Source organism: Serratia sp. YC16, from assembly GCF_009707615.1.
Taxonomy (GTDB): Bacteria; Pseudomonadota; Gammaproteobacteria; order Enterobacterales; family Enterobacteriaceae; genus Serratia; species Serratia surfactantfaciens.
The window spans coordinates 89,564-115,095 of record NZ_WLYN01000007.1 but is presented as its reverse complement, the minus strand read 5'-3'; the positions used below and the strand labels follow the sequence as shown (position 1 = coordinate 115,095).

The 25,532-nt window shown below is 61.3% G+C and carries 28 protein-coding genes and 1 riboswitch; of the genes, 16 read left to right on the top strand and 12 right to left on the bottom strand.

Annotated features, from left to right (window positions below):
- Positions 1-296 precede the first annotated feature (296 nt).
- From yegS to gutQ, 9 genes are all read left to right on the top strand, one after another.
- Positions 297-1,202, top strand: coding sequence for a lipid kinase YegS (gene yegS, locus GKN89_RS18770; RefSeq protein ID WP_019452397.1), 906 nt, complete (start codon positions 297-299; stop codon positions 1,200-1,202).
- A 272-nt stretch (positions 1,203-1,474) separates the two neighbouring features.
- Positions 1,475-2,524, top strand: a complete 1,050-nt coding sequence (gene fbaB, locus GKN89_RS18765; RefSeq protein ID WP_019452396.1) for a class I fructose-bisphosphate aldolase — start codon at positions 1,475-1,477, stop codon at positions 2,522-2,524.
- Positions 2,525-2,759: 235 nt separating this feature from the next.
- Complete coding sequence (locus tag GKN89_RS18760; protein WP_004941528.1) at positions 2,760-3,308, top strand: PTS glucitol/sorbitol transporter subunit IIC; 549 nt, start codon at positions 2,760-2,762, stop codon at positions 3,306-3,308.
- 15 nt (positions 3,309-3,323) lie between these two features.
- Positions 3,324-4,304: a PTS glucitol/sorbitol transporter subunit IIB gene (locus GKN89_RS18755; RefSeq protein WP_063919872.1), complete on the top strand. Its 981-nt coding sequence runs from the start codon at positions 3,324-3,326 to the stop codon at positions 4,302-4,304.
- A 22-nt stretch (positions 4,305-4,326) separates the two neighbouring features.
- A complete protein-coding gene (gene srlB / locus GKN89_RS18750) occupies positions 4,327-4,689 on the top strand; it encodes a PTS glucitol/sorbitol transporter subunit IIA (protein WP_019452394.1) in 363 nt (120 codons plus the stop codon).
- 10 nt (positions 4,690-4,699) lie between these two features.
- Positions 4,700-5,479: a sorbitol-6-phosphate dehydrogenase gene (gene srlD, locus GKN89_RS18745; RefSeq protein ID WP_025159563.1), complete on the top strand. Its 780-nt coding sequence runs from the start codon at positions 4,700-4,702 to the stop codon at positions 5,477-5,479.
- Positions 5,480-5,524: 45 nt separating this feature from the next.
- On the top strand, positions 5,525-5,881 hold the full coding sequence (gene gutM, locus GKN89_RS18740; protein WP_019452392.1) for a transcriptional regulator GutM: 357 nt from the start codon (positions 5,525-5,527) through the stop codon (positions 5,879-5,881).
- 83 nt (positions 5,882-5,964) lie between these two features.
- Positions 5,965-6,738: a DNA-binding transcriptional repressor gene (locus GKN89_RS18735; RefSeq protein ID WP_019452391.1), complete on the top strand. Its 774-nt coding sequence runs from the start codon at positions 5,965-5,967 to the stop codon at positions 6,736-6,738.
- Positions 6,731-7,702, top strand: coding sequence for an arabinose-5-phosphate isomerase GutQ (gene gutQ / locus GKN89_RS18730; RefSeq protein WP_063919874.1), 972 nt, complete (start codon positions 6,731-6,733; stop codon positions 7,700-7,702). The genes GKN89_RS18735 and gutQ overlap by 8 nt, the downstream gene beginning before the upstream one ends.
- 39 nt (positions 7,703-7,741) lie before the next feature.
- Here the strand turns inward: gutQ and GKN89_RS18725 are convergent, their stop codons facing one another.
- The 3 genes from GKN89_RS18725 to thiM form a co-directional block, all read right to left on the bottom strand.
- Positions 7,742-8,200, bottom strand: coding sequence for an inhibitor of vertebrate lysozyme family protein (locus tag GKN89_RS18725; RefSeq protein ID WP_019452389.1), 459 nt, complete (start codon positions 8,198-8,200; stop codon positions 7,742-7,744).
- An 84-nt stretch (positions 8,201-8,284) separates the two neighbouring features.
- Entirely contained in the window at positions 8,285-9,085 is an 801-nt protein-coding gene (thiD, locus tag GKN89_RS18720) for a bifunctional hydroxymethylpyrimidine kinase/phosphomethylpyrimidine kinase (protein WP_019452388.1), read from the bottom strand.
- Complete coding sequence (gene thiM, locus GKN89_RS18715) at positions 9,085-9,876, bottom strand: hydroxyethylthiazole kinase (RefSeq protein WP_154747531.1); 792 nt, start codon at positions 9,874-9,876, stop codon at positions 9,085-9,087. Before thiM ends, thiD begins: the two co-directional genes overlap by 1 nt.
- Before the next feature lie 35 nt (positions 9,877-9,911).
- Positions 9,912-10,008, bottom strand: a riboswitch (TPP riboswitch).
- Positions 10,009-10,019: 11 nt separating this feature from the next.
- Here thiM and GKN89_RS18710 point away from each other — a divergent pair.
- Together GKN89_RS18710 and GKN89_RS18705 are read left to right on the top strand one after the other, a co-directional pair.
- Entirely contained in the window at positions 10,020-10,211 is a 192-nt protein-coding gene (locus GKN89_RS18710) for a hypothetical protein (RefSeq protein WP_019452386.1), read from the top strand.
- Between the two features lie 132 nt (positions 10,212-10,343).
- Entirely contained in the window at positions 10,344-11,183 is an 840-nt protein-coding gene (locus GKN89_RS18705; protein WP_154747530.1) for a helix-turn-helix transcriptional regulator, read from the top strand.
- Positions 11,184-11,189: 6 nt separating this feature from the next.
- Here the strand turns inward: GKN89_RS18705 and GKN89_RS18700 are convergent, their stop codons facing one another.
- The 4 genes from GKN89_RS18700 to GKN89_RS18685 form a co-directional block, all read right to left on the bottom strand.
- Positions 11,190-11,510 (bottom strand): AzlD domain-containing protein, encoded by a 321-nt coding sequence (locus GKN89_RS18700; protein ID WP_019452384.1) that lies wholly within the window; start codon positions 11,508-11,510, stop codon positions 11,190-11,192.
- Positions 11,507-12,217: an AzlC family ABC transporter permease gene (locus tag GKN89_RS18695; protein ID WP_019452383.1), complete on the bottom strand. Its 711-nt coding sequence runs from the start codon at positions 12,215-12,217 to the stop codon at positions 11,507-11,509. The genes GKN89_RS18700 and GKN89_RS18695 overlap by 4 nt, the downstream gene beginning before the upstream one ends.
- Before the next feature lie 66 nt (positions 12,218-12,283).
- Complete coding sequence (gene eno, locus GKN89_RS18690; protein WP_063919878.1) at positions 12,284-13,537, bottom strand: phosphopyruvate hydratase; 1,254 nt, start codon at positions 13,535-13,537, stop codon at positions 12,284-12,286.
- Between the two features lies 1 nt (position 13,538).
- Positions 13,539-15,236, bottom strand: coding sequence for a hypothetical protein (locus GKN89_RS18685; protein WP_154747529.1), 1,698 nt, complete (start codon positions 15,234-15,236; stop codon positions 13,539-13,541).
- An 83-nt stretch (positions 15,237-15,319) separates the two neighbouring features.
- On the opposite strand from GKN89_RS18685, the gene GKN89_RS18680 reads away from it, so the two are divergent.
- Positions 15,320-15,763, top strand: a complete 444-nt coding sequence (locus GKN89_RS18680) for a hypothetical protein (RefSeq protein WP_154747528.1) — start codon at positions 15,320-15,322, stop codon at positions 15,761-15,763.
- Between the two features lie 51 nt (positions 15,764-15,814).
- On the opposite strand, the gene GKN89_RS18675 is transcribed toward GKN89_RS18680, so the two are convergent.
- The gene (locus tag GKN89_RS18675; RefSeq protein ID WP_019452379.1) at positions 15,815-16,213 is read right to left on the bottom strand and encodes an aconitase X swivel domain-containing protein; all 399 of its coding nucleotides are present in this window, start codon (positions 16,211-16,213) and stop codon (positions 15,815-15,817) included.
- Entirely contained in the window at positions 16,210-17,526 is a 1,317-nt protein-coding gene (locus GKN89_RS18670; protein WP_063919882.1) for an aconitase X, read from the bottom strand. The genes GKN89_RS18675 and GKN89_RS18670 overlap by 4 nt, the downstream gene beginning before the upstream one ends.
- 178 nt (positions 17,527-17,704) lie before the next feature.
- On the opposite strand from GKN89_RS18670, the gene GKN89_RS18665 reads away from it, so the two are divergent.
- Both GKN89_RS18665 and GKN89_RS18660 read left to right on the top strand, forming a co-directional pair.
- Complete coding sequence (locus tag GKN89_RS18665; RefSeq protein ID WP_019452377.1) at positions 17,705-18,130, top strand: GNAT family N-acetyltransferase; 426 nt, start codon at positions 17,705-17,707, stop codon at positions 18,128-18,130.
- Positions 18,131-18,231: 101 nt separating this feature from the next.
- A complete protein-coding gene (locus GKN89_RS18660; RefSeq protein WP_063919883.1) occupies positions 18,232-18,912 on the top strand; it encodes a bifunctional 2-polyprenyl-6-hydroxyphenol methylase/3-demethylubiquinol 3-O-methyltransferase UbiG in 681 nt (226 codons plus the stop codon).
- On the opposite strand, the gene GKN89_RS18655 is transcribed toward GKN89_RS18660, so the two are convergent.
- On the bottom strand, positions 18,889-20,118 hold the full coding sequence (locus GKN89_RS18655; RefSeq protein ID WP_019452375.1) for an MFS transporter: 1,230 nt from the start codon (positions 20,116-20,118) through the stop codon (positions 18,889-18,891). The two genes, GKN89_RS18660 and GKN89_RS18655, sit on opposite strands and share 24 nt — an antisense overlap.
- A gap of 94 nt (positions 20,119-20,212) precedes the next feature.
- Here GKN89_RS18655 and GKN89_RS18650 point away from each other — a divergent pair, with 94 nt between their 5' ends.
- Positions 20,213-20,653 (top strand): helix-turn-helix domain-containing protein, encoded by a 441-nt coding sequence (locus GKN89_RS18650; RefSeq protein WP_025159561.1) that lies wholly within the window; start codon positions 20,213-20,215, stop codon positions 20,651-20,653.
- A 105-nt stretch (positions 20,654-20,758) separates the two neighbouring features.
- Entirely contained in the window at positions 20,759-21,628 is an 870-nt protein-coding gene (rluF, locus tag GKN89_RS18645) for a 23S rRNA pseudouridine(2604) synthase RluF (RefSeq protein ID WP_019452373.1), read from the top strand.
- 146 nt (positions 21,629-21,774) lie between these two features.
- Here rluF and GKN89_RS18640 read toward each other — a convergent pair whose 3' ends face one another.
- Both GKN89_RS18640 and GKN89_RS18635 read right to left on the bottom strand, forming a co-directional pair.
- Positions 21,775-25,002 carry an autotransporter domain-containing protein gene (locus tag GKN89_RS18640; protein WP_370520231.1) on the bottom strand — a complete coding sequence of 1,076 codons (3,228 nt, stop codon included), beginning with the start codon at positions 25,000-25,002 and terminating at the stop codon, positions 21,775-21,777.
- Positions 25,003-25,197: 195 nt separating this feature from the next.
- Positions 25,198-25,512 carry a hypothetical protein gene (locus GKN89_RS18635; RefSeq protein ID WP_004941478.1) on the bottom strand — a complete coding sequence of 105 codons (315 nt, stop codon included), beginning with the start codon at positions 25,510-25,512 and terminating at the stop codon, positions 25,198-25,200.
- Positions 25,513-25,532: the final 20 nt, after the last annotated feature.

The window sequence follows — 25,532 nt, the reverse complement described above, 5'->3', positions numbered from 1 at the left end:
TTTCTTTGTGGGGCCACTCTATTTTCACCACAGCACCTATTTTCATTATCTTTTCCCGTTATCCATTTTAATAAGAATAATAACGTCACATCGATATATAAATAACGCTATAGCGATTAATCCCGCCTTCATTAAAATTTTTCTTGTTGCCCGGTAAAATTCAGATAAATTCGCACCGCTTTCATATTCACGGCGATGCGGGAAATAAGCGGAATTAGCTGAATATTCTGATGGCCTGACGGCGTCGGCTGGTTTATCTTGGGACCTTCTTGGTTTTCCGCCGGAGGATATCGGCAATGGCTCACCCCCCACATGCAACAGCCCTGCTTATTATCAACGGCAAGGGTGCCGGCAACGAAGAATTGCGCCAGGCGGTCAAACGGCTGCGCGCAGAACAGGTGACGCTGCACGTACGCGTCACCTGGGAGCACGGCGACGCCGCGCGCTACGTCTCGGAGGCCGCTCAGCTTGGCGTCGATACCGTCGTCGCCGGCGGCGGTGATGGCACCATTAACGAGGTGGCAGCCGCACTGGTGCAGTTGCCGACGCACGGCCGACCCGTGCTGGGCATTCTGCCGCTCGGCACCGCCAACGACTTCGCCATGGCCTGCAATATTCCCCCTTCGCCGGAACAGGCGCTGCAACTGGCGATCAAGGGCCGCTCGGTGCCTATCGATCTGGCCAGGGTCAACGGCGAACGCTACTTCATCAACATGGCCACCGGCGGCTTCGGCACCCGCATCACCACCGAAACGCCGGAGAAGCTGAAGGCGGCACTGGGCGGCGTTTCCTACTTCGTCCACGGCTTACTGCGCATGGATACGCTGCAGGCCGATCGCTGTGAAATCCGCGGGCCGGACTTCCGCTGGGCCGGTGAAGCGCTGGTGATCGGCATCGGCAACGGTAAGCAGGCCGGCGGCGGTCAGGAACTGTGCCCCACTGCGCTGATCAACGACGGCCTGCTGCAGCTGCGTCTGCTGATCGCCGATGAACTGCTGCCGGCGCTGGTCGCCGCCCTGTTCAACGACGAAGAAAGCAACAGCATCCTCAGCGCGGCGCTGCCTTGGCTGGAGATCGACGCGCCGCATGAAATAACCTTCAACCTTGACGGCGAGCCGCTCAAAGGCCGCCATTTCCGCATCGAAGTGTTGCCGCAGGCCATCGAATGCCGCCTGCCGCCTAACTGCGCCCTGCTGGGCTGATTCTGTCGGGCGCAGCCGCTGCGCCCGATCGCCCTGCAGAACACCGAGTGGTTCGAGATCGAATAATCAACCGCTTGGCAAGCCGGGGGCGATCCTCCCCGCGTATTTGGCCGCGCAAATGGCATTTCTTCTCAATCGCATCTATTGTTTGTCCTTGCCGGAGCAAGTTCGGTAGCATCGCTTTACAGCTTCAATCACCGCTTTTTTACTGCGCCGGTGGTCAAAAACCCATGCATTGCCGGTGTATGAAGAAGCTTAATCGGGAGTGAATCATGACTGATATTGTGCAGTTGCTAGGAAAGGAAGCGGAAGATCTGCTGCAACACCGCTGTACCACTATCCCCGCCGAGAATCTCTACCTGCCGGGCGCCGACTTCGTCGACCGCGTAATGATCGATAATAACCGCCCGAACACGGTGTTGCGTTCGATGCAAACCCTGTTCAACCACGGCCGCCTGGCCGGCACCGGCTACCTGTCTATCCTGCCGGTCGACCAGGGCATCGAGCACTCTGCCGCCGCGTCGTTCGCCGCCAACCCGCTGTATTTCGATCCGAAGAATATCGTCGAGCTGGCGATTGAAGCCGGCTGTAACTGCGTCGCCTCCACCTACGGCGTGCTGGCGTCGGTATCGCGCCGCTACGCGCACAAGATCCCGTTCCTGGTCAAAATCAACCACAACGAAACGCTGAGCTACCCGACCCAGTACGACCAGACCCTGTACGCCAGCGTCGAGCAGGCGTTCAACATGGGTGCGGTGGCGGTCGGCGCCACCATTTACTTCGGCTCCGAGCAGTCGCGCCGCCAGATCGAAGAGATCTCTATCGCCTTTGAGCGCGCGCATGAGCTGGGCATGGTCACGGTGCTGTGGGCCTATCTGCGTAATCCGGCGTTCAACAAGGACGGCGTGGACTACCACTCCAGCGCCGATCTGACCGGCCAGGCCAACCACATCGCCGCCACCATCGGCGCCGACATCGTCAAACAGAAAATGGCGGAAAACAACGGCGGCTACCGCGCGGTGAAATTCGGCTATACCGATGACCGCGTCTACGACAAGCTGACCACCGATCACCCGATCGATCTGGTGCGCTACCAACTGGCCAACTGCTACATGGGCCGCGCTGGGCTGATCAACTCCGGCGGCGCCGCTGGTGAGAACGATCTGCAGGAATCGGTGCGCACCGCGGTGATCAACAAACGCGCCGGCGGCATGGGCCTGATCTTGGGGCGCAAGGCGTTCAAGAAATCGATGAAAGACGGCGTGGCACTGATCAACGCCGTGCAAGACGCCTACCTGGACAAGAAGGTCACCATCGCCTGATGTGACAGACCACCTGTCCCAAAGCCCGGTTCGCCGGGCTTTTTTGTGCCCGCCCCCCACTTTTCAAGCCGCATACCTTCTCTTTCTTTCACTTTAAACTTTCAAAATAAAATATTTATCTTTCAAATTGTGATCTATTTAAAACAAATAGCCCAACAAAGTGACTACTGTAAGGCCCATGGCGACAGAGCCGCCGTTCGCTCCAGGCCATATAAGTCCATTACAGGAGAACATAATGATTGAGCTAATCACCCACGGCGCCGAGTGGTTTATCGGCCTGTTTCAGAAAGGCGGTGAAGTGTTTGTCGGCATGGTGACCGGCATTTTACCTTTGTTGATCAGCCTGTTGGTTATCATGAACGCACTGATCAAATTTGTTGGCCAGGAACGTATCGAACGATTGGCGCAGCGCTGCGCGGGCAACCCCGTCTCGCGTTATCTGCTGCTGCCGCTGATCGGCACCTTTGTCTTCTGCAACCCGATGACCCTCAGCCTGGGGCGCTTCATGCCGGAGAAATACAAGCCGAGCTACTACGCGGCGGCCTCTTACAGCTGCCACTCGATGAACGGTCTGTTCCCGCACATCAACCCCGGCGAGCTGTTCGTTTACCTCGGCATCGCCAGCGGCCTGACCACCCTCGGCCTGCCGCTCGGCCCGCTGGCGGTGAGCTATTTCCTGGTGGGGCTGTTCACTAACTTCTTCCGCGGCTGGGTTACCGATCTCACCACCAGCCTGTTCGAACGCAAGATGGGCATCCGTCTGGATCGCCAGGTGCAACTTTAATTCGTGGAGTGCAGCATGAGTGCTTATATCCGTATTGAAAAAGGCGCCAGCGGCTGGGGCGGCCCCCTGGAACTGCCGATCGAACCCGGCAAGAAAGTGGTGTACATCACCGCCGGTACCCGGCCTTCCATCGTCGATCGCCTCAGCGAATTGACCGGCTGGCCGGCCGTCGACGGTTTCAAAGAGGGCGAGCCGCCGGCGGACGAAATCGGCGTGGCGGTGATCGACTGCGGCGGCACCCTGCGCTGCGGCCTGTACCCGAAACGCCGCATTCCGACGGTCAACATCCACGCCACCGGCCAGTCCGGCCCGCTGGCGCAGTTTATCCTCGAAGACATCTATGTCTCCGGCGTGCGCGACCACAACATCAGCCGAATCGAAACGGCGGAAACCCCGCCCGCCGCCGCCGTGGCTGCGCCGCCCAAGGCGCGCGACTACGACACCAGCAAGAAGATCACCGAGCAAAGCGACGGGTTGCTGGCGAAGGTCGGCATGGGCATGGGCTCGGTGGTGGCGGTGTTCTTCCAGGCCGGGCGCGACACCATCGATACCGTGCTGAAGACCATTCTGCCGTTTATGGCGTTCGTCTCGGCGCTGATCGGCATCATCATGGCCTCCGGCCTCGGGGACTTTATCGCTCACGGCCTGACGCCGCTGGCCAACAGCCCGATCGGGCTGGTGACGCTGGCGCTGATCTGCTCGTTCCCGCTGCTGTCGCCGTTCCTCGGCCCCGGCGCGGTCATCGCCCAGGTGATCGGCGTGCTGGTCGGGGTGCAGATCGGCCTCGGCCATATTCCGCCGCAGCTGGCGCTGCCCGCGCTGTTCGCCATCAACGCGCAGGCCGCCTGCGACTTCATTCCGGTCGGCCTGTCGCTGGCGGAAGCCAAACAGGACACCGTGCGGGTCGGCGTACCGTCGGTGCTGGTCGGCCGCTTCCTGACCGGCGCCCCGACGGTGTTGATCGCCTGGGCCGCCTCGGCCTTCATTTATCAATAGTGTGATTTTCAGGGAGACGTTCATGCACACCATTTTTCATACCACCATCACGCAAATCGGCGGCTGCGCCCGCGAGGCGTTGCTGGACAATATGCTGATCACCTTTCGTGAAGGCGCCCCGGCGGATATCGAAGAGTTCTGCTTTATCCACCGCCACGGCGCGACCGCCGGCGAGCTGCAGGTGGGCGGCGTGATGGAACTGGCGCAGCGGCGCTACGCCATCACCGCCGTCGGCAGCGTCGCCACGCAGAATCTGCGCGAGCTGGGCCACATCACCGTGCGCTTCGACGGCGAAGCCGAAGCCGAATTTCCCGGCTCGATCCACGTATCCGGCCCGACGCCGACCGATATCCCGTTGGGCAGCACGCTGTCATTTATCGCATAAGGAGTAGACCATGTCTGAAGTAGCTGTAGTGATTGGCGGCGGCCAAACGTTAGGTGCCTTTTTGAGCCACGGGCTGGCGCAGGCCGGTTATCGGGTGGCGGTGGCCGATCTGAACGCCGACAACGCCAATCGGGTGGCGCAGCAGATCAACGAAGAGTACGGCTCAGGCAGCGCCTGCGGTTTTCAGGCCGACGCCACCGACGAGCAGAGCGTGATCGCGCTGGCGGCGGCGGTTGACCGGGCGTTCGGCCAGGCTAATCTGCTGGTGTACAGCGCCGGCATCGCCAAGGCGGCGCCGATCACCGATTTCCCGCTGGGCGACTTCGATCGCTCGCTGCAGGTGAACCTGGTGGGCTATTTCCTCTGCGCCCGCGAGTTCTCGCGGCTGATGATCCGCGACGGCATCGCCGGGCGCATCATTCAGATCAATTCTAAATCCGGCAAGGTCGGCAGCAAGCACAACTCTGGCTACAGCGCCGCCAAGTTCGGCGGCGTGGGGCTGACGCAGTCGCTGGCGCTCGATCTGGCGGAGTACGGCATCACCGTGCATTCGCTAATGCTCGGCAACCTGCTGAAATCGCCGATGTTCCAGTCGCTGCTGCCACAGTACGCGCAAAAATTGGGCATCGCGCCGGATCAGGTGGAGCAGTACTACATCGACAAGGTGCCGCTGAAACGTGGCTGCGACTACCAGGACGTGCTGAACACCCTGCTGTTCTACGCCAGCGATAAGGCCTCTTACTGCACCGGCCAATCGATCAACATCACCGGCGGCCAGGTGATGTTCTGACGCCAATCGACGCCCCCTTCAGCAGAGGGGGCTAAGGAGAACTCCATGACACAAGCTCTGATCGCCTTCGCGCTGCTGGCCTGGCTGCTGCAAATCGCCTTCGGCTGGTGGCAACTGCAGCGCTTCAACCGCGCCTTCGACGGCCTGTGCCGGCTGGGCGTCGTCGGCGTCGGCCGTTCCGGTGGCCGTTTTCGCCCGCGAGTGGTGCTGGCGCTGGCCTTCGACGCCGATCGGCGGGTGTGCGGCAGCCTGTTGCTGCGCGGCCTGACCGTTTTCGCCCGGCCCCGCCCGCTGCCTCGATTGCACGGTTTGCATCAGCAGGATTTACGCCCGGATGTGATCTTCCCCGAGGATCGCGCATGCCAGTCTGCACTATCGTTAGCGATTGAACCCAAATCGTGATATTTTCACATTAAAAGACATTACCTTTCATAGTGAATTATTCAGCGAGAGGAAATGCCCAACTCTTGTGAACGGGAATCGCGATGAAACCAAAGCAGCGGCAGGCCGCTATCCTTGAATATCTGCAGCGGCATGGCAAAACGGCAGTGGACGCCCTGGCCGAGCATTTCTCCACCACCGGCACCACCATCCGCAAGGATCTCACCCTGCTGGAAGAAGAAGGCGAGGTGATCCGCACCTACGGCGGCGTGGTGCTCAGCCGCGACGACGGCGATCAGCCGATCGACCGCAAAACCCATATCAACACCGAGAAAAAACGCCAGATCGCCAGCGCCGCCGTGGCGCTGATCGCCGACGGCGACTCGCTGATCTTCGACGCCGGCAGCACGGTGCTGCAGATGGTGCCGCACCTGGCACAGTTCAACAACATCACGGTGATGACCAACAGCCTGACCATCGTCAACGCGCTGGTGGAGCTGGACAACGATCAGACTATCCTGATGCCCGGCGGCACCTACCGCAAGAAGTCGGCCTCGTTCCACGGCAGCCTGGCGGAATCGGCGTTTCAGCAATTCAGCTTCGACAAGCTGTTTATCGGCGCGGACGGCGTCGATCTCAACGCCGGCGTCACCACCTTCAACGAAGTGCACAACGTCAGCAAGGCGATGTGCGAAGCCGCCAGCCGCATTATTCTGTTGGTAGACTCCTCGAAATTCGGCCGCAAGAGCCCGAACGTGGTGTGCGAACTCAGCGCCGTCGACACGCTGATCACCGACAGAGACATCAACCCCGATTACCTCGCCGCCCTGCAGGCGAAAGGCATCAATATCTTTCTGGTAGGAGATCCCGATGAGTAACGCCAACGCCCTGCTCGCCTTCGCCCGCGAAACGCTGGAGATCGAGCTGACCGAAGCGCAGCGCCTGCTGGCGCGCCTCGACGACAACTTCGTCTGCGCCTGCGAGCTGCTGCTGAACTGCCGTGGCAAAGCGGTGATTTCCGGCATCGGCAAGTCCGGCCATATCGGCAAGAAGATCGCCGCGTCGCTGGCCAGCACCGGCACGCCGTCGTTCTTCGTGCACCCGGCGGAAGCGCTGCACGGCGATCTCGGCATGATCGGCGCCGACGACGTGGTGGTGTTCATCTCCTACTCCGGCCGCGCCAAAGAGCTGGACCTGATCCTGCCGCTGCTGGCGGAGAACGGCATTCCGGTGATCGCCATCACCGGCGGCAAAGAGTCTCCTCTGGCGCAGGCCGCGGCCTGCGTACTGGATATCGGCGTCGAGCGCGAAGCCTGCCCGATGGGGCTGGCGCCGACCTCCAGCGCGGTCAACACTCTGATGATGGGCGACGCCCTGGCGATGGCGCTGATGCGCCATCGCGGTTTCAACGCGGAAGACTTCGCCCGTTCGCACCCGGGCGGCAGCCTGGGGGCGCGCCTGCTGAACCGCGTGCATCACCTGATGCGCACCGGCGATCGCCTGCCGCGCGTGAGCGAAAGCGCCAACGTGATGGAAGCGATGCTGGAACTGAGCCGCACCGGGCTCGGGTTAGTGGCGGTCTGCGACACGCAGCAACGGGTGGTGGGGGTGTTTACCGACGGCGACCTGCGCCGCTGGCTGGTGAAAGGCAATAGCCTGCAGGATCCGCTCAGCCCGGCGATCACCCGCCCCGGCTATCGGCTGCCGGAGCAGTGGCGTGCCGGCGAAGCGCTGGAAGCGCTGCACGAACAGCACATCAGCGCAGCCCCGGTGGTCGATATGGACGGCGTACTGGTGGGGGCGCTCAACCTGCACGATCTGCATCAGGCCGGCATCGGCTGATCGGTGCTGGGGGCGCCTGCAGCGGCGCCCCCAGCCAGATTATTTCCAGTCAGGATTGTTCTCGAACTGCTGCTTCAGCAGCGCCTTCATATCTTCATCCGGCTTGCCGAGCCACTGATACTTGGCGTACTTCTTCGGGTGATCGACGGCTTCCGGCCGGTCCGCCACCTCGACCCGCACGCCCCAGGCCTGGGATTTATCCGCGCTGAACGCTACGATTAAAAAGTTGTTGCCGCAGTCGTGCGGTTTGCACAGGTTGCCAACCAGATACTCTTTGCCCTTCCAGTTCAGATTCTGCGCCGGCGTAGAGGTGCCGACGCCCTTGCGTGCCCAGCCCGGCATCCGCGCCTGGCCTTTCACCATATTTTGCCAGCTGGCCTGATACCCCGGCTGCTGAATCAAATCCGATGTGGTGACGATCTGCTGGGCCAAGCTGCCCGCGCTGAAGCTAAGCAGTACGCCGAAGAGGGCGCAACGCAGCGTCTGGTGTCCCGTCATAGTGCTTCTCCCTAGGTTAAATCAGGTTTCGCCCGTAAAACCGGGCCTGAACTAGTCAGACCACGGTTGCGGCAAAAAGTTGACTCACCACCAGGCGTGGAAATGATGCACCGGCCCGATGCCGTGCCCCACTTCCAGCGTATCCGCCTGTTGCAGCGCTTTTTGCAGGTAGTCCTTGGCGGCGGCTACCGTCGCCGCCCAGTCGGCATGGCGCGGGCGCAGCGCCGCCAGCGCGGCCGAGAGCGTGCAACCGGTGCCGTGGGTGTGGCGGGTGGCGACGCGCGGCGCGGTAAAGCGCTGCTCGCCTTCTGCGGTAAACAGCCAGTCCGGGCTCTCGCTTTCGCTCAGGTGGCCGCCCTTCATCAACACCGCCTGGCAGCCCATCGCCAGCAGCGCCCGCCCCTGTTCGCGCATCTGCGCTTCATCTTCCGCCGGCGCGCACGCCAGCAGCGCCGCCGCTTCCGGCAGATTCGGCGTAATGATCGACACCAGTGGCAACAGCTCGCTGCGAATCGAGGCCACCGCCTCTGGCGCCAGCAACGGATCGCCGCTTTTCGCCAGCATCACGGTATCCAGCACCACGAACTCCGGCCGATAATGGCGCAGGCGTTCGGCCACCGCCTGCACGATGTCGGCGTTGGCCAGCATGCCGATCTTGACGCTATCGATGCGCACGTCGCTGAACACCGAGTCCAGCTGCGCGGCGACGAACGCCGGATCGATGTAATACACCGACTGCACGCCGCGGGTATTCTGCGCCACCAGCGCGGTGATCACCGAAGTGCCGTAGGCGCCAAGCGCCGAGAAAGCTTTCAGATCGGCCTGAATACCGGCGCCGCCGCTGGGATCGGTGCCGGCGATGGTCAGCGCGTTGATACGTTTCATCACAGATCCTCCCCGCGCAGTTGATACAACGCGTCGAGGAACGCCGGTGTAAAGCTGCCCGGCCCGGCGGCCTGTTTGGCTGCGAGGCCGCCGCAATGGGACATCACCCGGCAGGCAGTCGCCACGTTGTCCAGGCGATCGCCCGGCAGCGCGCAAAACGCCGCCACCACCGCCGACAGCGCGCAGCCGGTGCCCACCACCCGCGTCATCAGCGGGGAGCCGCCTTCGATCGCCCAGCCGCGCTGGCCGTCGGTGACGTAATCCACCACGCCGGTGACCGCCACCACCGCGCCGCTGCGCAGCGCCAGCTCACGCGCGGCGGGCAGTGCCGCCAGCGAATCGTCACCGCTGTCCACGCCGCGGCCGCTGGCCAGCAACCCGCTGAGCGCCATGATTTCCGAGGCATTGCCGCGTATCGCCGCCGGTTGCTCGTCCAGCAGCTGTTTAGCGAAGGCGGTGCGGTAGGAGAGCGCGCCGACCGCCACCGGATCCAGCGTCCAGGGCTTGCCGGCCTGATTGGCGGCGGCCACCGCCGCCCGCATCGATTCGGCGCGCAGCGCGTTGAGGGTGCCGACGTTGATCAGCAGGCCGTCGGCCAACGCGCTGAACTGCGCCGCTTCTTGCGGCTCCACCACCATCGCCGGGGAGGCACCGAGCGCCAGCAGCACGTTGGCAGTCAGCGATTGCACCACTTCGTTGGTCAGGCAGTGGATCAGCGGAGGCCGCTGTTGGAATTGGGTCAGACAGGCCGCGGCGCGAGCGCCGGGTAGTGCATCAGGTCGAGCGATCATATTCCTCCCAACCGGCGTTCAAGAAGGCGGCGCCGGTTGGGCGGCCGTGACTTCCCTACGCTGGCATTATCCAGATCAGGTAATACGGGTATTTCTCAGCCTTCACTAGGAAGGGCACCCCGAGTCATGAAAATCAATAGGTTGTGATCAACGCTGCGTTAATCCCTGAGCGGGATCATGCCAGCGGCGGCGCGGACAAACAAGCGATTAAATTGGCCGAGCGCCTGGCGGAGCAGACGCTGGGCAGAATGTGGCAGAAGCGGCCCGCCGTCGGCCTGCGGCCCGAAAACATCAAGTTTACTGATAATAAAAAAACTGACCGATGCCGTCATTGAGGCGGGAAAACACGCTCACTCCTTATCAAACCGGAGCGAAAACGTGACCTGATGCAAGCGACGCAAGCACGGGCTAGACACAACTCATCAATTCTCATTACTATAGCCACACATTTTATGAGTCATGATGCTATGCCAGAAATCACTGAATCCATCTTCGTCAATTCAGATCTGCTTAATGAACATTTTGACCCCGACGCCATCGATACGCCCATCGTGTCGATCTACGCCACTTTCTCAGATGAGAAAGAACATTCGTTACGTTCAAGAATGCATTCGCATGCCAAAGGCCAGCTGGTCTACGTCAAATCGGGCGCCGCTATCGTCATGCTGGAAGCGCGCATTTGCTCCGTGTTGCCGCATCAGTTGCTTTGGATCCCCGGCGGCGTTGCCCACAATGTGATCCTGCGCGACAACGTCGATTTTCGCGCCGTCTATCTCGACCAACAGCGCTTCGCGCCGCTGTCGAAAAACGTCGAGGTCTTTACCCTCACTCCGCTGCTGGAAGAGGTTATCGAAACCATGTGCCGTTCCCCTTTCCACACCGACTGGATGGCGGGAACCGAGTTCCATCTGCAATCTCTGCTCATCGACAAAATCCGCGTCGCCGCCCATTCCCCCGCCTGGCCGGCCTTGCCGAACGATGCCCGGGTGCGCAATTACCTGCAGTGTTACCATTTGAAAGGTGAAATGGTGCCGCGATTGAATGAGCTGGCGTCCCATTGCGGCGCTTCCGAGCGCACCATCCATCGTCTGTTCGTTCAGGGAACCGGCATGTGTTATCAGCAGTGGCGCCAGCAGGTGCGTTTGAAACTGGCTCTGGAGTTGCTGACCAGCGATAAACCGATCACCGAGATCGCTCACTATCTCGAGTTCTCCACCACCAGCGCCTTCATCTCCTTTTTCAAACACCACCGGGACGTGACGCCGAAAAAATACCGCGACCAATTGCACAAGCCCAACACGCGCTGAGCGTTGTCAGCCAAGCCCGCGAATCAGCCAAAACGCCGCCATCCCGAGCAACAGCATCAAGGTGGCGTTGCGCGTTTTCCACATCACCAGCGTCGCCACGATCGCCGCGCACAGTTTCGGCGCGCCTTCGGCCGACAGCGCCGAGGGTGAAGCGATCAGGGCCGGCACGATCAGAGACACGATGGCCGTGGCCGGGATCAGTTTCAACCATTCGCCCACCCGCTCGGGAAACGGCACACGATCGTTGAGCCACAAAAAGGAATAACGCAGTAAAAACGTGCCCAGCGTGCTGATGGCCAGCACCCATAGAATCGTCGTCTCGCTCATGACGGCTCCTCGCTGCGTTGAGGCCCTCTGCCCTTGTGATACAAACCGCCGGCCAAGACGCCCGCGGCCATCGAAAACAAGAACCCCAGGTTATAGGGCCATCCGCAGGTAAAGGCGGAAACCAGCCCGGCAACCGCGGCCGCCACCACGATGGGGGCGTTTTTCAACATTGGCACCAGGAGCGAGATAAAGCACAGGGTGATGGCGAACTCCAGATGCCAGGCGGCGGGAATTAACGGACCGGCGAGGATCCCCGCCGCCGTCCCCGTTTGCCACACCAGCCACATCGGCAGCGCCGTGCCGAAGTAATACAGCGTTTTTTCTTTCGCGCTCAGCGGCTGGGCCTGGCAGCGCAAAAACGTCAGCGCGTAAGTCTGGTCGATCAATACCTGCGCCGCCGCCAGCTTGGTCAGCGGGCTGAACTGGAGCCTGAGCTGAGACAGCCCGGCGCTGTAGATGGCATAGCGAAAATTGATCGCAATGTGCGTGACGATCACCACCAACGGTGCGGCGCCGGCCGTCATCAGCGTGGCAGCGGCAATTTGCGAAGCCCCGGACATTAACAACAACGACGACAGTTGAGCCACCCAGGGCGTCATTCCCGCCTGAATGGCGCTGACGCCGGTCAGGACGGCGAAGGGCAGCAAACCCAGCAACAGAGGCATGGCGTCTTTACTGCCCTGAACAAAGAAAGGCATCGGCTTCATGGTAGGCTTCTCGTGGATCCCCCTTGCCCACGGTAACGGGGCAAGGGGTAAAAAGCGCGGGCGGGTTCAGACGGCCTGCGCATCGGCGATCGCATCCTGCAACCGCAGCAGCTGATTGTATTTGCCCATCGCCTCGGTGCGCGCCAGCGAACCGAACTTCACCTTGGTGGCGTTCAGCGCCACCGCCAAATCGGCAATGCTGGTGTCTTCGGTTTCACCGGATCGCCGTGAGAACACGACGCCGTATCCGGCTGCCTTGGCTGACGCCACCAGGCTCATGGTTTCGCTCAGCGTGCCGACCTGATTCGGTTTCACCAAAATGGAGTTGGCCATCTTCAGGGCGATGCCCTGTTCAAAACGCGCCAGATTAGTCGTGAACAGATCGTCGCCCACCAGCTCGATTTGGCCACCCAGCCGCCGCGTCAGCGCAATCCAGCCCTCGAAGTCGTCCTCCCCCAGCGGATCTTCCATCAGCACGATCGGATAGCGCTCGCAGAGCGACGCCAGGTAATCAATAAAGGCCGTGGTCGTCAGCGTCCGCCCTTCCGCCGCCAGGTGATAGCGGCCATCTTTAAAGAACATCTCGGCCGCGATGTCCATGCTCAAGCCGACGTCCACGCCCGGCTCATAGCCCGCTTTGCCGATGGCTTCCAGCAACAGCGCCAGCCCCTGCTCATTGGAGCTCAGCGGCGGCAGAAATCCCCCCGTGCCGGAAACGCCGGTGCCGATCCCGCGCGCCATCAGCAGGGCTTTCAGCGCCATATGCACGTTTTTACCCACCTGCAGCGCCGCTTCAAGATGCGCCGCGTTCAGCGCGATCACCTGATAATCCTGAAAATCGCAGTTGCCGTCGCCATGCATGCCGCCGGACAACATCGAGAAAATGGGCTGCGGCATGGATTTCGCCTGCCCGCGGCTGACGTAATCGCACAGCGACTGATTGCTGTGCACTGCCGCCGCATTCGCCACCGCCAGCGACACGCCGAGGATCGCATTGGCCCCCAGCCGGCTTTTGTTGGCGGTGCCGTCCAACGCTATCAGCATGCGGTCTATCTCGTCTTGCGCATAGGGCGACATGCCGCGCAGCCGCGGCTTAATCACGGTGTGCACGATGTCTATCGCCCGCAAAACGCCCTGCCCGCTGAAGCGCCGCGGATCGTTATCACGCACCTCGATCGCCTCATGCTTGCCCTTGGAACACCCCGTTGGAATGATGCTGCGGCCACGCTTGCCGCTGTCCAGCACCACTTCGACCTCCAGCGTAATGTCCGCGCGTGAGTCAAACACTTCACGCGCGCGTATGTCCATAATGGTCGGCATGCTAGTGATTCCTTAAGTTTGCTGGCGCGGCCCGGAAGTCTTCAAGGGTGCGCGCAAGTTGCCCGCCGGGCAGCGTCAACGGCGTGAGCACCGCATCGCAATAGAGGCCCCAGCTCGCCAGAATGGCGGAATGCCCGCCCCGCCCCCCCGCGACCACCAGATCGATATCCTGGGCGCTGCGCGTCGCCGGCATGGGATCGCGGCCGGCAAACTGCGCCGGCCTCACGGGCACCAGACCTTTGCCCTGCACGGCGCCAAGCGGGTTATGGATATGTGCGTGCAGATATTCCCGCAGCGCGCTCTTGCTCCAGCCCGCGTTATGCAGCATCTGGGCGTGATCGGGCGTCAGGACAATCAAAATCCGTCCCGGAATGTACGCATTCATGCGCCCCAGGTGGGTGGCGCTGTCGACAATCACGTCGAGCAGGCTGCCCGCCGTTTGGCTCAGAAAATCAACCACGTCGGTCGGCGGTTCCGCCTTCATCAGATACACGCTGGTGGCTTCAAGCCCGAATCGTTCTTCGTTCAAGGTCGGCCAGGGGCTGTTGACCAGGCTTTCCGCAAAACAGTAAGTAAACTCGACCGGCGAGCCGAGGCAGCCCAGATCCGCCTTGCCCGGGTAGGCGCGGCACACGTTGAGGATGGTCAGGTTAACCGCACGGCCAATGGTGGCGTTGGCCCGGAACCCCGGCCCCATACAGCCCTGGCCGGAACTGATCCCCAGTTCAGCGGCGATCGGCCCGCTGACCAACACCAGATTGCCGCCGTTGTACGAGGTGGTGATGGATTGCTGGAAGTTGAATGCGGGATCGGCCATCGCGCGCAGCGTCGCCGTCACGATAGGTAAGAATGCGGGTTTGCAGCCGGCCAGGATGCTGTTGATGACCACATCGCGCACCCGAATGTCTTTGCCCGAGGGGCCCGCTTCCGGGATCAGCACGGTATCCAGCGGTTCGGGGCAGTAGGCCAGCATGGCGGCAAAACGCGCCGGCGTCGGCGGGATCACCGGCAAACCGTCACCGATAGACTGGCGTTCATACTCCGCCATCAGCGCGTCCAGGCCGTGGTAAGGCATCATGTCCGCCCCGGAATGGCCTCGGTCAAGATCCATTTTCGGATGAAGCGCCGCGGCGGCAGGCCTATCGCCGGCGCCGGTGAGCGCCTCCAGAACGTAAGCGCGCCGGGCGTCAACCTGCCGGCGAATATCGCTGACGGAGCTTGCCTGATAGATGTCGAGACGGCAAATGCACAGCTGCCCCGCTCGATAATGGGCCACGTGCTCGGCCAGATTGTCGCCGGGGGGCGAGGCGATCAATAACGTGGCGACGCCCCTTTTCTCCAACTCGATGGCGAGGATGGTGGTCATCACCGAAGTGCCCATGTCCGCTAACGCCACAACGGCGGCCTGCACCCCTGTTTGCGCCAACTGGTCAGCCAACACGCGGATCTGTGCCGTCATCGTGCCACGCACGGACTGACGAACATGTTCGATGTGATGAATACCGAGTTCATTCAAGATCGTTTCAAGACGGGTGAATATTTCGCGGTAATGACAGAAGTCCAGCTTGGTATTGTCAAAAAACAGGACTTTGCCATCCCGTAATGCCTGCAGACTGGGGCGCGGCGCCAACTGTAATTCGTAAAAACGGTTCTCTCCACGCGGATCGAAAATAGCTTCGGCCAACTCATTGTTCATCATTATCATTGTTCACCCTGAGGTTTTCGGGATGAAAATAGTAGCAAGCCGTCTAAATGGCGAAATATAAGAAATACGCCAGTTAATTGCCAAAGTCCGCCAAGCTAAGACCGCCTGCCGCGCTTTCACCTTTTCATCGGCGGGCATTTGCTTTACTCTGGGGCGGCGTATTTCCGCCCGCCGCGCGTTTTGGACAGACTACCATGCATCGACTCTACACCTACCTTTGCGCTATCCATGCGCTGCCGTCACCGGTGAAAACGGTCAAGACCACGGAAACCCTCGAGCGTTTCCCCGAGGGGGAAAACATGATCGAAGAACGCGAGATCCTTTACACCTTTAATAATGGCGTGCAGGTTTTATATAAAATGGAATCCGATACCTTCCAGTCGGATGATATTTGCCGGGAATGCTGGATAAGTTATGACGTGGTGCATGATGGCGGATACGCCATCTCGCCGCAGAAAAAGCAGTTTTATAACCGCTGCCAGGAAAGTTTCTGGCTGAAAATGCAGGCTGACCGCGATTGAAAATATAACAGCGCCAGCCATTCTCCAACCGGCGCTTTATTGATCCGTTGGCTAACCCGCCTCGATGGCGATATCTTCACCGTCGATCGCCACCCGTTGACCGTGCTTGAACAGCGCCAAGACGTCCTCGTCGAAGCGGTCAAAAATGGGGATGTCTATCGCCATCGCCGACTCAAACAGAATCGGATCTGCGTGATTGCAAATAATTGCCGCCGGGGCGTTGCCCTGCTGAAACGCCTCGTAAATTAAAAACGGCGCCATGGTTCCCCCTTTGCCGCCCGGGCACACCAGCGCCTTGCCCGCCAGCGACTCGCCATAGCGCGGATGATGCGGGATCAGCAGCGCCCCGGTCTGAGGATCAAAGTCGCCGATAAACGAAAACGCCTGTTCGACGAGAAACGCCTCGGCAACCACCCAACCAGGGTTCAGCGGTCTGGCCTGTAATTTCATGCGGTCACCTGCGGTGTGAGAGGGGTGGAGTCAAGCAATGACCGGATGCAGCATTCGATGTCCGCAACGCCTACGGAGAGGCGTTTCTGGTTCAGCTGCGAGATGTAATGAGCGGCTTTCATCGACGAAGTCATAACGGCGTTCACCTGCGCGGGTATAGGAGAGTCGGGAATGGTAGACATGCAGGCGCTGACCATGACACCGCCCGCACGCTCAATGGCCGCCACATAGCCCATTTCCCTGGCGAGCTGATATTGCTGATGCGCCAGGCCAATCCACAAATGTTTATGGCGCGGGATCTGCCGCCCGGCCAGTAGCTTAGCGAGTAAACGGATCTCCTGAATGCTGAGGTGCGGGCACCCCAGCACCACCATATCGGTCGCCGCCACCTCCCGCTGCGCCGTCACGCCGGCCAGTGGCGACAACAGGGGCCCCCCCGCCCCGCTCTGCGGCGCATAAAGCGCCAGCGAGCGCCGCAGGATCTCGCGATCGACCGAGATCTTTTTCACCGGGCGGCGCCCGCCTAGCGCTTCTTTCAGCGTGCCGGCTTCCGGCGTGACCCCGAGAACATGACAGACCCCCACGGCCCCCGTGACCGTCAGCGGGATCATGATCTGCTTGAGAAAGTCCATGCCAAGTTCACGATCGATGCCGTCGATCACGATATTGTGCGATTTGGCCTGCGCCCCCAGGTAATAGCCGATCGCGCTGAGCTCGGTTTTTGAGAGCCGATTCGCATCGAGGCCGTCAAACGTGACCGATACCTCCGCCAGCCGGTTGCTCTCCAGGAACAAACCATAATAAGGCGAACGCCCCGTAATGGCCGCCGCCAGCGTAAGCAGCGCCCCGTCTCGATTGCAGCGCGCGCCGATCGTCGAATTCACCAATACCTGGCCACCGGAACCGATCCAGGAGACGTAGTCGCCTTTTTTCGGCAGGCTGCCCACCATCGCCGGGTAGCAGGTGTAGGTTTGGTTAAAGCCCTTCTCCGCGAACAGGGCCGCCCGGCGTTTCACATCGGGCAGTTTCGTCTGCGCATACTGCGTATCGATACCCATCGCTGGCCAGGCGCTGGGGCAAAGCGCCGACATGTGGGGATGCAAGGTGGTCATGACCGGCAGTGTCTCCACCCCCTCCGTCAGCGTTTCCAGCAGCCCCAAGGGTATATTGGGAATAACGTGTGCGCTGGCGATATTGACCAGCTTCGGCGCGCCAAAAGCGTTCGAGAAATTGACAAGCACCTGCATGCACTTTTGCGCGCCTGGCCCGGCCGCGCCGGCAAGGTATGCCCGATCCGTTTCGGTGAGTTGCATAAGTCACTGATTCCTTGGAAGGAGCCCCAGAGCGGCCCCTGCAATATTGAGCGTGACGAAAAATTAACACCACAAACAGAATGGAAATATCAATAATCAGAAGATTAATAACAATAAGCGGCCAACTTGCGCCACGGCGATGCGCTATAGTTGGAAGCACAAACCACCGGGAGATGCCATGCAGATAAGACCTTACCAAGAGGCCGATCGCCCCTTCTTGCGCACGCTATACCTGGCATCGCGCAAGGCGGCGTTCGGTTGGCGCGATACCTCAAACTACCAGTTGGAAGATTTCGACAGCGCGACGCTGGGCGAAGCGATTTGGGTGGCGGAAGACGGCGGCACGCTGCTGGGATTCGTCTCCGTCTACCGCGAAGACAACTTCATTCATAACCTGTATGTCGATCCCCATCAGCCGCCGCGCGGCGTCGGCAGTGCGTTGCTGCAGGCGGCGCAAGCTACCTTCACCGCCACCGGCTCGCTGAAATGCCTGGTGAAAAATGAAAAGGCGCTGGCGTTCTACCGCAAGCACGGCTGGCGCGTCATCTCTACCGGCAACGACGGCGAAGAAGATTATTACCTGATGCATTCGCCGGTTCGTTAGCGCCGCATGTCCTGTCACAGAATCCATTAACGATAATGGATTTCATTACCATTTAGGCATACCCTTCTTTGCTTCTCTCGATGAACTTTGCAAGGAAGGTTATGCAACATCAAACGGATACTCGCTTCCCCGATGCTGCGGCGGCAGACTACGATCGCCGTATTCTGACCCTGGTGCCCGGCTATCAGTTTGCCCAGGCGCTGCTGACGGCGACGCTCGTGCAGACGCTGCCGAATGACGCCACATTGTTGTTGGCCGGTTGCGGCACCGGCAGCGAACTGGAGGCGCTGGCCGCCGCCAACGTAAGCTGGCGTTTCAGCGCCGTGGAACCCTCCGCCGGCATGCTGGCGGCCGCACGCGCCAAGGCCGAAGCCGCAGGTTACACACAGCGGGTGAGCTTCCAGCCAACCCTGCTGCAACAAGCGCCGCAAACTCGCCACGACGCGGCGGTGTGCTCATTGGTGCTGCACTTTATCGCCGACGATGGCGCAAAACTGGATTTCCTGCGGCAGTTGGCACAGCGCCTCTCCCCCGCCGCACCGCTGCTGCTGTTCGACTATCAACCGGAGGGCCTGCCCGCCAGCCACTACCAACACTGGCTGCAAAGCACCGGGCATTCGGCGGCGCAGGCGCAGGAAACGATCGAACGCATCCGCCGTAACTGGCACCCGATGACGGCGGCGCGCAGCCGTCTCCTCCTGGCGGAAAGCGGCTTCACCGCGCCTCAGGCGTTGTGCGGTGCGCTGGGGTTCCAGCTTTCACTGCTCCACCGCCGCAGCTGAGCCCGGCATCCGGCGCAGCGTCAGCCACCAAAACAGCAACGCGCTCAGGCTGACGCCAGCACCCAGCCAGCAGACGCCGCGCCAGCCCGCCCAGGCGTACATATGGGTGCCGGCAAAGGCGCCCAGCCCGCTGCCGACGGCGTAAAACAACATGTAGCAGCCCACCAGGCGGCTGTGCGACTGAGGGTGGGCGCTGAAGATCATGCTCTGGTTCAGTACGTGGATCGCCTGCCCCGCCAGATCCAACAACACAATGCCCGCCACCAGCCAAGCCAGGCCGCTGCCGAGCAAACCGAGCGGCAGCCAGGCCAGCGTCAACAGCAGCAGACACACGCCGCTGGCCGCCTGCCCCAGCCCGCGATCCGCCAGATGCCCGGCGCGCACCGCCGCCAGCGCCCCCACCGCGCCGACCAGACCGAACGCCCCCACCGCCGCATGCGTGAAGTTGAACGGCGCCTGGCTCAGCGGCAACACCAGCGAACTCCAAAAGAGGCTGAAGGCGCCGAACATCAGCAGCGCCAGCATGCCGCGAATTTGCAGCGTGCGATCATGCCGCAACAGGGTCAGCATTGAACACAGCAAGGCGGGATAACTCAGCGTGCTGGGAGAGGTGCGCGGCGCAGGCAGCAGGCGCGACAGGATCGGCAGCAGCACCAGCGTCACCCCAGCGGAAAAGAAGTACACCGTGCGCCAGCCGCCGACGTCCGCCAGCGCGCCGGACAGGGTGCGCGCCAGCAGCAGCCCCAGCACCACGCCGCCCTGCGCTGCACCGACCACCCGTCCGCGCTCCTGCGGCGCAGCCAGTGCGGCAGCGAAAGCGATCAGCCCCTGTGTCATGGCGGTGCCCAGTAACCCCACCAGCAACATGCCCGCCAGCAGCCAGGGTGCGCCGTGCGCCCACCCCACCAACAGCAGCGCGCCGATCAGCCCCAGCTGTTGCCCCGCCAGCAGCCGATGCCGGTTCAGCCGATCCCCCAACGGCACCACCAACAGCAGCGCCAGCGCACAGCCCAGTTGGGTCACGGTGATCACCATACCGACCGCCGCCAGGCTGATGGAAAAATCACGGGCGATGGCGTCCAGCAGCGGCTGCGCATAGTAAACGTTGGCCACGCTAAAGGCGCTGGCGGCGGCCAACAGCAGCACCAGGGCGGCCGGCAGGCGCCCCAGCGCCGCACAAGGAGGATCCAGCAGTTTGTCGCTCATGCACACCTCAGGATGGTTTCATTATTAAACCCAATGAACTTTAGGCGTGGAGGTTTTATAATGCAACCAGAATGTGCAGCTGGAGATAACCGCCGTGAAACGTAAAAGCCTGGAAGACGCGCCCTGCCCGGTGGCGCGCACGCTGGATGTGATTGGCGACTGGTGGTCGCTGCTGATCGTGCGCGACGCCTTCGACGGCGTCACCCGTTTCAGCGAGTTTCAAAAAGGGCTGGGGATGGCGAAGAATATCCTTGCCACCCGGCTGCGCGCCCTGGTGACGCACGGCGTGCTGGAGATCGTGCCCGCCGCGGACGGTAGCGCCTATCAGGAATATGTGCTGACCGAGAAAGGCCGCGCGCTGTTTCCGGTGATCGTCGGCCTGCGCCAGTGGGGGGAGGATCATCTGTTCGCCGAGGGAGAACCGCATTCGACGCTGGTGGAAAGCGACAGCGGCCGCCCCGTACCGCGCCTGACGCCGATCGGCAGCGCCGGGCAGACACTGACCCCGCTCAATACCCGGGTGGTGAAGGTATGAAGGGTCTTAATAAGGCCTGCGTTACCTTGCGCTATTGCATCTATTCTCGAACAGCTTCCGCAATCCCCTGCGGGTAATGTATAGTCCGCGTTTTACGGAGATCCCATGCTGACTAACTCATCCATTCGTCTGAACAAATACATTAGCGAGAGCGGCATCTGCTCACGCCGCGACGCCGATCGATACATCGAACAGGGCAACGTTTTCATCAACGGTAAACGCGCCACCGTTGGCGCTCAGGTATTTGCCGGCGATGTCGTGAAGGTTAACGGCCAGCTGATCGAACCGCGTAATGAAGAAGATCTGGTGCTGATTGCGCTGAACAAACCGGTCGGTATCGTCACCACCACCGAAGACGGCGAACGCGACAACATCGCCGACTTCGTCAACCACAGCAAACGTATCTTCCCGATCGGCCGTTTGGACAAGGATTCGCAGGGGCTGATCTTTCTGACCAACCACGGTGACCTGGTCAACAAGATCCTGCGCGCCGGCAACAATCACGAGAAAGAGTATCTGGTGACGGTCAACAAGCCGGTGACCGACGAGTTTATTCGCGGCATGGGCGCCGGCGTGCCGATGCTGGGCACGGTGACCAAAAAGTGCAAGGTGAAGAAAGAGGCGCCTTTCGTGTTCCGCATCACGCTGGTGCAAGGGCTGAACCGCCAGATCCGCCGCATGTGCGAACACTTCGGCTACGAGGTCACCAAGCTGGAACGCACGCGCATCATGAACGTCAGCCTGAAAGGGTTGCCGCTGGGCGAGTGGCGCGATCTGACCGATGACGAGCTGATTGAGCTGTTCAAGCTGATCGAGGGCTCTTCGTCCGAGGCCAAGCCGGCGAAGAAAGCCCCGGCCAAATCCGCCCCGGCGAAAAAGCCGAGCGCCGGTGGGCCAAAAGGCGCCGACAAAGCCGCTGCGCCGGCCGGCCGCAAACGCTTTACCCAGCCAGGGCGCAAGAAAAAAGGGCGTTAATCCCCCGCTCGCTCTCGCCAAGCCCACCCACCATGGCGCGGGCTTTTGTATCATAAAAGTCCGTCGCAAGTCGCCGCTGAGCTCTCACCATAAAAAAGGCCCGCATCAAGCGGGCCTGTAAGTACCAGAGAAGTTCAGAAGAAAAATCAGAACGACCAGCGCAAATTGGCGTTGACCGAATTGACGCGGGTATCTGCGCCAAATTGCCCCTGATAGCCGACATCCAGCGTCGCGGCGCGCGACAGCTTCACGCTCACGCCGATATCGCCCACCATCACGTTGTCATCCACGGCCTGGCCCTGCGTGACGAACGCGTCGCTGCCGGCAAACGCCATGCGCGATGAGGTGTTCTTATCGCCGTAGGCATGCTGCCAGCCGAGCGAGCCGTAAAGGCTGACGTTCTTCGGCAGTTCGGTCACGCCGCGCACCCCGAGCGTGGAGTAGAAGGTGTTCATCGTTTCATTGCGCACGCTCAGCGCCGCCGCGCCGCCCGACTCCTGGAAGCTGTCGGTATGCAGGCGGATATAACTCAGATTGATGAACGGTTCGATGTTCATCTCAGGCTGGCCGAAACGGTAACCCGCTTCGGTGAACGCCAGCAATGAGTTGGCATCGTAGTCCGACTTCAGCCGATCCGAGAAGCCGCTGAAATCGACGTTGCGCTTGCCTTCAATCTTGTGCCAGGTGTAACCCAGCGCGCCGCGCAGCGAGAACGCATCCTGCTGCCCTGCCGCATACAGGCCGAGGTGGTAGTTGTCGGTATCGGCCTTGGAACGGCGGCTGTCGACGTCATAATCGCCTCGGCTGTAGCCGAAGTAGCCGCCGATGCGTACGTTATGATCGGTCAGCTTGCGATCCGCCCCCAACAGGAAGCCGGTGGTATTGCCGTCCAGCTTGCCCACGTTACCGTTGCCGCTGTTTCTGCCCCAGGAGCTGAAGGTCTGCCCCCAGACGCCGCTGTTTTGCGCCGGCACCGGTTGCACCAGCGACATCGCCAACGGCGGCACCGGCAGGCTGTCGTTGTCGAACAGGCGCAGCATGCGCTGGTTCAGCACGTTAAACAGCTGGGTGCTGCCGGCGATCAGGTTAGACTGCATCGACGGATAGACTTCGCCGGACAGCTGATTGAACGCCTCGCGCGCTTCCGGCGCGCTCAGCAGCAGCAGCGAGTTATACAGCGCCAGCGAAGGGCCGCTCTGCGTCAGCGTTGAGAGCGCACCGGCGGTATTCCATTGGTTGCCGCTCTCGGCCACCGTTTGGAAAATGCCCGGTTTGCCGCTGCCCGGATTCTCACCGCCTGGGTTTTCACCCCCCGGATTCTCGCCCCCCGGATTTTCACCGCCTGGGTTTTCCCCGCCCGGATTCTCGCCCCCTGGATTCTCACCGCCTGGGTTTTCACCCCCCGGATTCTCGCCCCCCGGATTTTCACCGCCTGGGTTTTCCCCGCCCGGATTCTCGCCCCCTGGATTCTCACCGCCTGGGTTTTCACCCCCCGGATTCTCGCCCCCCGGATTTTCACCGCCTGGGTTTTCCCCGCCCGGATTCTCGCCCCCTGGATTCTCACCGCCTGGGTTTTCCCCACCCGGATTCTCGCCGCCTGGATTTTCACCGCCCGTATCTTTCTGCGCGATGGTCAGATCGACGGCGTTGGCACTGTGGTTCAACGCCACATCGAGGAAAGCAGACTTGGAGACCGCCGCCGCGAACTGGCCATCAATGCCGCCGTCCGAGGTCAGAATGCGGTAGCTTTGGCCGGTTTTATAGCTGGTTTGCGGATCCAGCGCCGTAACCTGCACCTTGGCCCGATCGCTGATGGTGGTTTTGCCCGCCACCAGCAGCTGGTCACTGCGGCCGTCGCCGGCGATATCGACGTCGTAGAAGGATTCGCCGATAAAGTTCAGGTAGCGTTTCAGCGTCAGCGTGCCGATATTGCCGTCGCCGGGCGAGATATGGCCGCCGGACTGGATCTCGGTCTGGCCCAACGTGCCGTTGCCGCCCAGCGTGCCGCCGGCCTTGATCGAGGCGGCGCTGCTGTAGCCCTGCCCGTTATTGACGTCGGAGCCCGCCGTCGCGTTGAGGATCAGCGTGCCGCCGTTCTCGGCGCTGAGAGTTTGGATCTCGAAGATATCGTCTTCTTTCTGGGTATTGATGTCGCTGGCGATGATGAGCTTGCCGCCGCGCGCGGTGACGTTGGCCTGCAACTCAGTGAGATCGCCGTTCAGCGTGGTGTGCCCGGCGGTGTTGATCACCTCGCCTTCGCCGCTCATCTTGTTGCTGAAAACGTAATTGCCGTCGGTATGGTTAAAGTACACATAGCTGCGGAACAATCCGCCCCGCAGGGCGATCGCCGTCTGGGCATCGATGGCTCCAGCAGCGCCCGCCGCGCCGAGCGTCGGCTCGGTCAATCCGGTGCCGGTATCCATGTTGCCGCGGCTGCCGATAATCAGCGCGCCGCGGTTCGAGCCGGAGCCGGTCTTGCCCAGCACCACTTCGTTGGCGCCGGCGGAGAATGTCCCGCCGTCCATGACCGCCAACACGCCGTTGCCGTAATCGCCGACGTTGACGCTGCTGCCGCTGGTAAAGCGCGAGCCGCTGCCGGCGACCACCAGCTCGGCGGTTTTACGCGCGCCGGAGACGCCCGCCACCTGAATATTACCGACGTTGACCACGCCGCCGTTCAGCACATCCAGATCGCCGTAAAGCGTGAGCGCGCGGCCAACGTTCCACTGGGAATTGGCCCCCGTGACCGTGGCTTTCGGGCTCAGCGTATCGGTCTCGCCCGGCCCGCTGCCATTACCGATGCGCGCGTCAAAGGCGGTGTTCAACACCGCGCCGTCTTCGATCGCCAGCGTGGATCGCGCCCCTAAGTCGGTGCCGACGCTGAGAAAATTGCTGGTGACGCGGGAACCCGCGCCGGTGGCGATCAGGTGGCTGTCATAGCCGCGCGTGGTGCCGACCACGATCTCTTTTGCGCTGGCCAGCGCGCCGTCTTCAACCCGCAAGGTGCCCCGCCCCAGATTCAGGCCGCCGCGCAGTACGAACTGATCGTTCACCGCGTTCAGCTCGGCGTTCGGCCCGCGGACCGTGACCAGGCTGTCATGAATTTGGCCGTTGAACATCCGGCCGATATTGATGTTATAGGCGCTGATCTTGCCATTATCGATCAGCAGGTTGCCGCTTTGATTACGGCCGACGTAAACGTCCCCGGTGTAGGCCAATGATTCGGTAATGCGTGAGTCGCCGTCAAAAATGGCATCGTCTGCGCGAGCGAGATCGGCGGGCGCCAGCATCAACAACGGCGCGGAAAATAGAGCGAGGTAAAGTTTGGAAAGCGGCGTTTTAACCGCTAAAGGGTGCGATGTCTTGTCATTCACGGGCTATCTCCGTACTCATTAGCGTGATGTCGCGGAATTTATTGTTATCGAGAAATTCAATGCGCTAGAGGAGGTATGAGGCGTTATTCCGCGCACGCCGGTTTATTGATCGTCGAAGCAAAAGCTTATTGCCCCCCGGCGCTGGCGCTCCGACGATGGAAAACCAGGAAGCGGTAATACCGCCCCCAAAGCGAATTATTTATGCGTGACGACCGGCGTACAGGTCGGCGCGCTCAGCGACGGCGAGGAACCTAAAATTCCCGGCATCATCAACGACGAGCAATCGAAAATTCGGCCCTTTTCCGTGGTGGCGCGATATGAAAGTTTTTGCCCGCCCAGCGCATCCGGCTGCGCGCCATTGACGTTGGTCACGGTAATTTCGTCCGATGAGCCGAGGCCCAACATTTTGGCGGTTTCCGCCTGCAGCAGCGGAATGGCCTGATCGGTTTTCAGGGTGGAACAACCGGCTAGCATCATCGTAACGGTTAAAGCGATAAGTGGCTTTTTCATAAATTATCCTTTATAACCAA

Bases quoted from the DNA above. Each gene is read 5' to 3' on its own strand.
- yegS (WP_019452397.1), top strand. From the start codon at position 297: ATGGCTCACCCCCCACATGCAACAGCCCTGCTTATTATCAACGGCAAG.
- fbaB (WP_019452396.1), top strand. From the start codon at position 1,475: ATGACTGATATTGTGCAGTTGCTAGGAAAGGAAGCGGAAGATCTGCTG.
- GKN89_RS18760 (WP_004941528.1), top strand. From the start codon at position 2,760: ATGATTGAGCTAATCACCCACGGCGCCGAGTGGTTTATCGGCCTGTTT.
- GKN89_RS18755 (WP_063919872.1), top strand. From the start codon at position 3,324: ATGAGTGCTTATATCCGTATTGAAAAAGGCGCCAGCGGCTGGGGCGGC.
- srlB (WP_019452394.1), top strand. From the start codon at position 4,327: ATGCACACCATTTTTCATACCACCATCACGCAAATCGGCGGCTGCGCC.
- srlD (WP_025159563.1), top strand. From the start codon at position 4,700: ATGTCTGAAGTAGCTGTAGTGATTGGCGGCGGCCAAACGTTAGGTGCC.
- gutM (WP_019452392.1), top strand. From the start codon at position 5,525: ATGACACAAGCTCTGATCGCCTTCGCGCTGCTGGCCTGGCTGCTGCAA.
- GKN89_RS18735 (WP_019452391.1), top strand. From the start codon at position 5,965: ATGAAACCAAAGCAGCGGCAGGCCGCTATCCTTGAATATCTGCAGCGG.
- gutQ (WP_063919874.1), top strand. From the start codon at position 6,731: ATGAGTAACGCCAACGCCCTGCTCGCCTTCGCCCGCGAAACGCTGGAG.
- GKN89_RS18725 (WP_019452389.1), bottom strand. From the start codon at position 8,200: ATGACGGGACACCAGACGCTGCGTTGCGCCCTCTTCGGCGTACTGCTT.
- thiD (WP_019452388.1), bottom strand. From the start codon at position 9,085: ATGAAACGTATCAACGCGCTGACCATCGCCGGCACCGATCCCAGCGGC.
- thiM (WP_154747531.1), bottom strand. From the start codon at position 9,876: ATGATCGCTCGACCTGATGCACTACCCGGCGCTCGCGCCGCGGCCTGT.
- GKN89_RS18705 (WP_154747530.1), top strand. From the start codon at position 10,344: ATGCCAGAAATCACTGAATCCATCTTCGTCAATTCAGATCTGCTTAAT.
- GKN89_RS18700 (WP_019452384.1), bottom strand. From the start codon at position 11,510: ATGAGCGAGACGACGATTCTATGGGTGCTGGCCATCAGCACGCTGGGC.
- GKN89_RS18695 (WP_019452383.1), bottom strand. From the start codon at position 12,217: ATGAAGCCGATGCCTTTCTTTGTTCAGGGCAGTAAAGACGCCATGCCT.
- eno (WP_063919878.1), bottom strand. From the start codon at position 13,537: ATGCCGACCATTATGGACATACGCGCGCGTGAAGTGTTTGACTCACGC.
- GKN89_RS18685 (WP_154747529.1), bottom strand. From the start codon at position 15,236: ATGATGAACAATGAGTTGGCCGAAGCTATTTTCGATCCGCGTGGAGAG.
- GKN89_RS18675 (WP_019452379.1), bottom strand. From the start codon at position 16,213: ATGAAATTACAGGCCAGACCGCTGAACCCTGGTTGGGTGGTTGCCGAG.
- GKN89_RS18670 (WP_063919882.1), bottom strand. From the start codon at position 17,526: ATGCAACTCACCGAAACGGATCGGGCATACCTTGCCGGCGCGGCCGGG.
- GKN89_RS18665 (WP_019452377.1), top strand. From the start codon at position 17,705: ATGCAGATAAGACCTTACCAAGAGGCCGATCGCCCCTTCTTGCGCACG.
- GKN89_RS18660 (WP_063919883.1), top strand. From the start codon at position 18,232: ATGCAACATCAAACGGATACTCGCTTCCCCGATGCTGCGGCGGCAGAC.
- GKN89_RS18655 (WP_019452375.1), bottom strand. From the start codon at position 20,118: ATGAGCGACAAACTGCTGGATCCTCCTTGTGCGGCGCTGGGGCGCCTG.
- rluF (WP_019452373.1), top strand. From the start codon at position 20,759: ATGCTGACTAACTCATCCATTCGTCTGAACAAATACATTAGCGAGAGC.
- GKN89_RS18635 (WP_004941478.1), bottom strand. From the start codon at position 25,512: ATGAAAAAGCCACTTATCGCTTTAACCGTTACGATGATGCTAGCCGGT.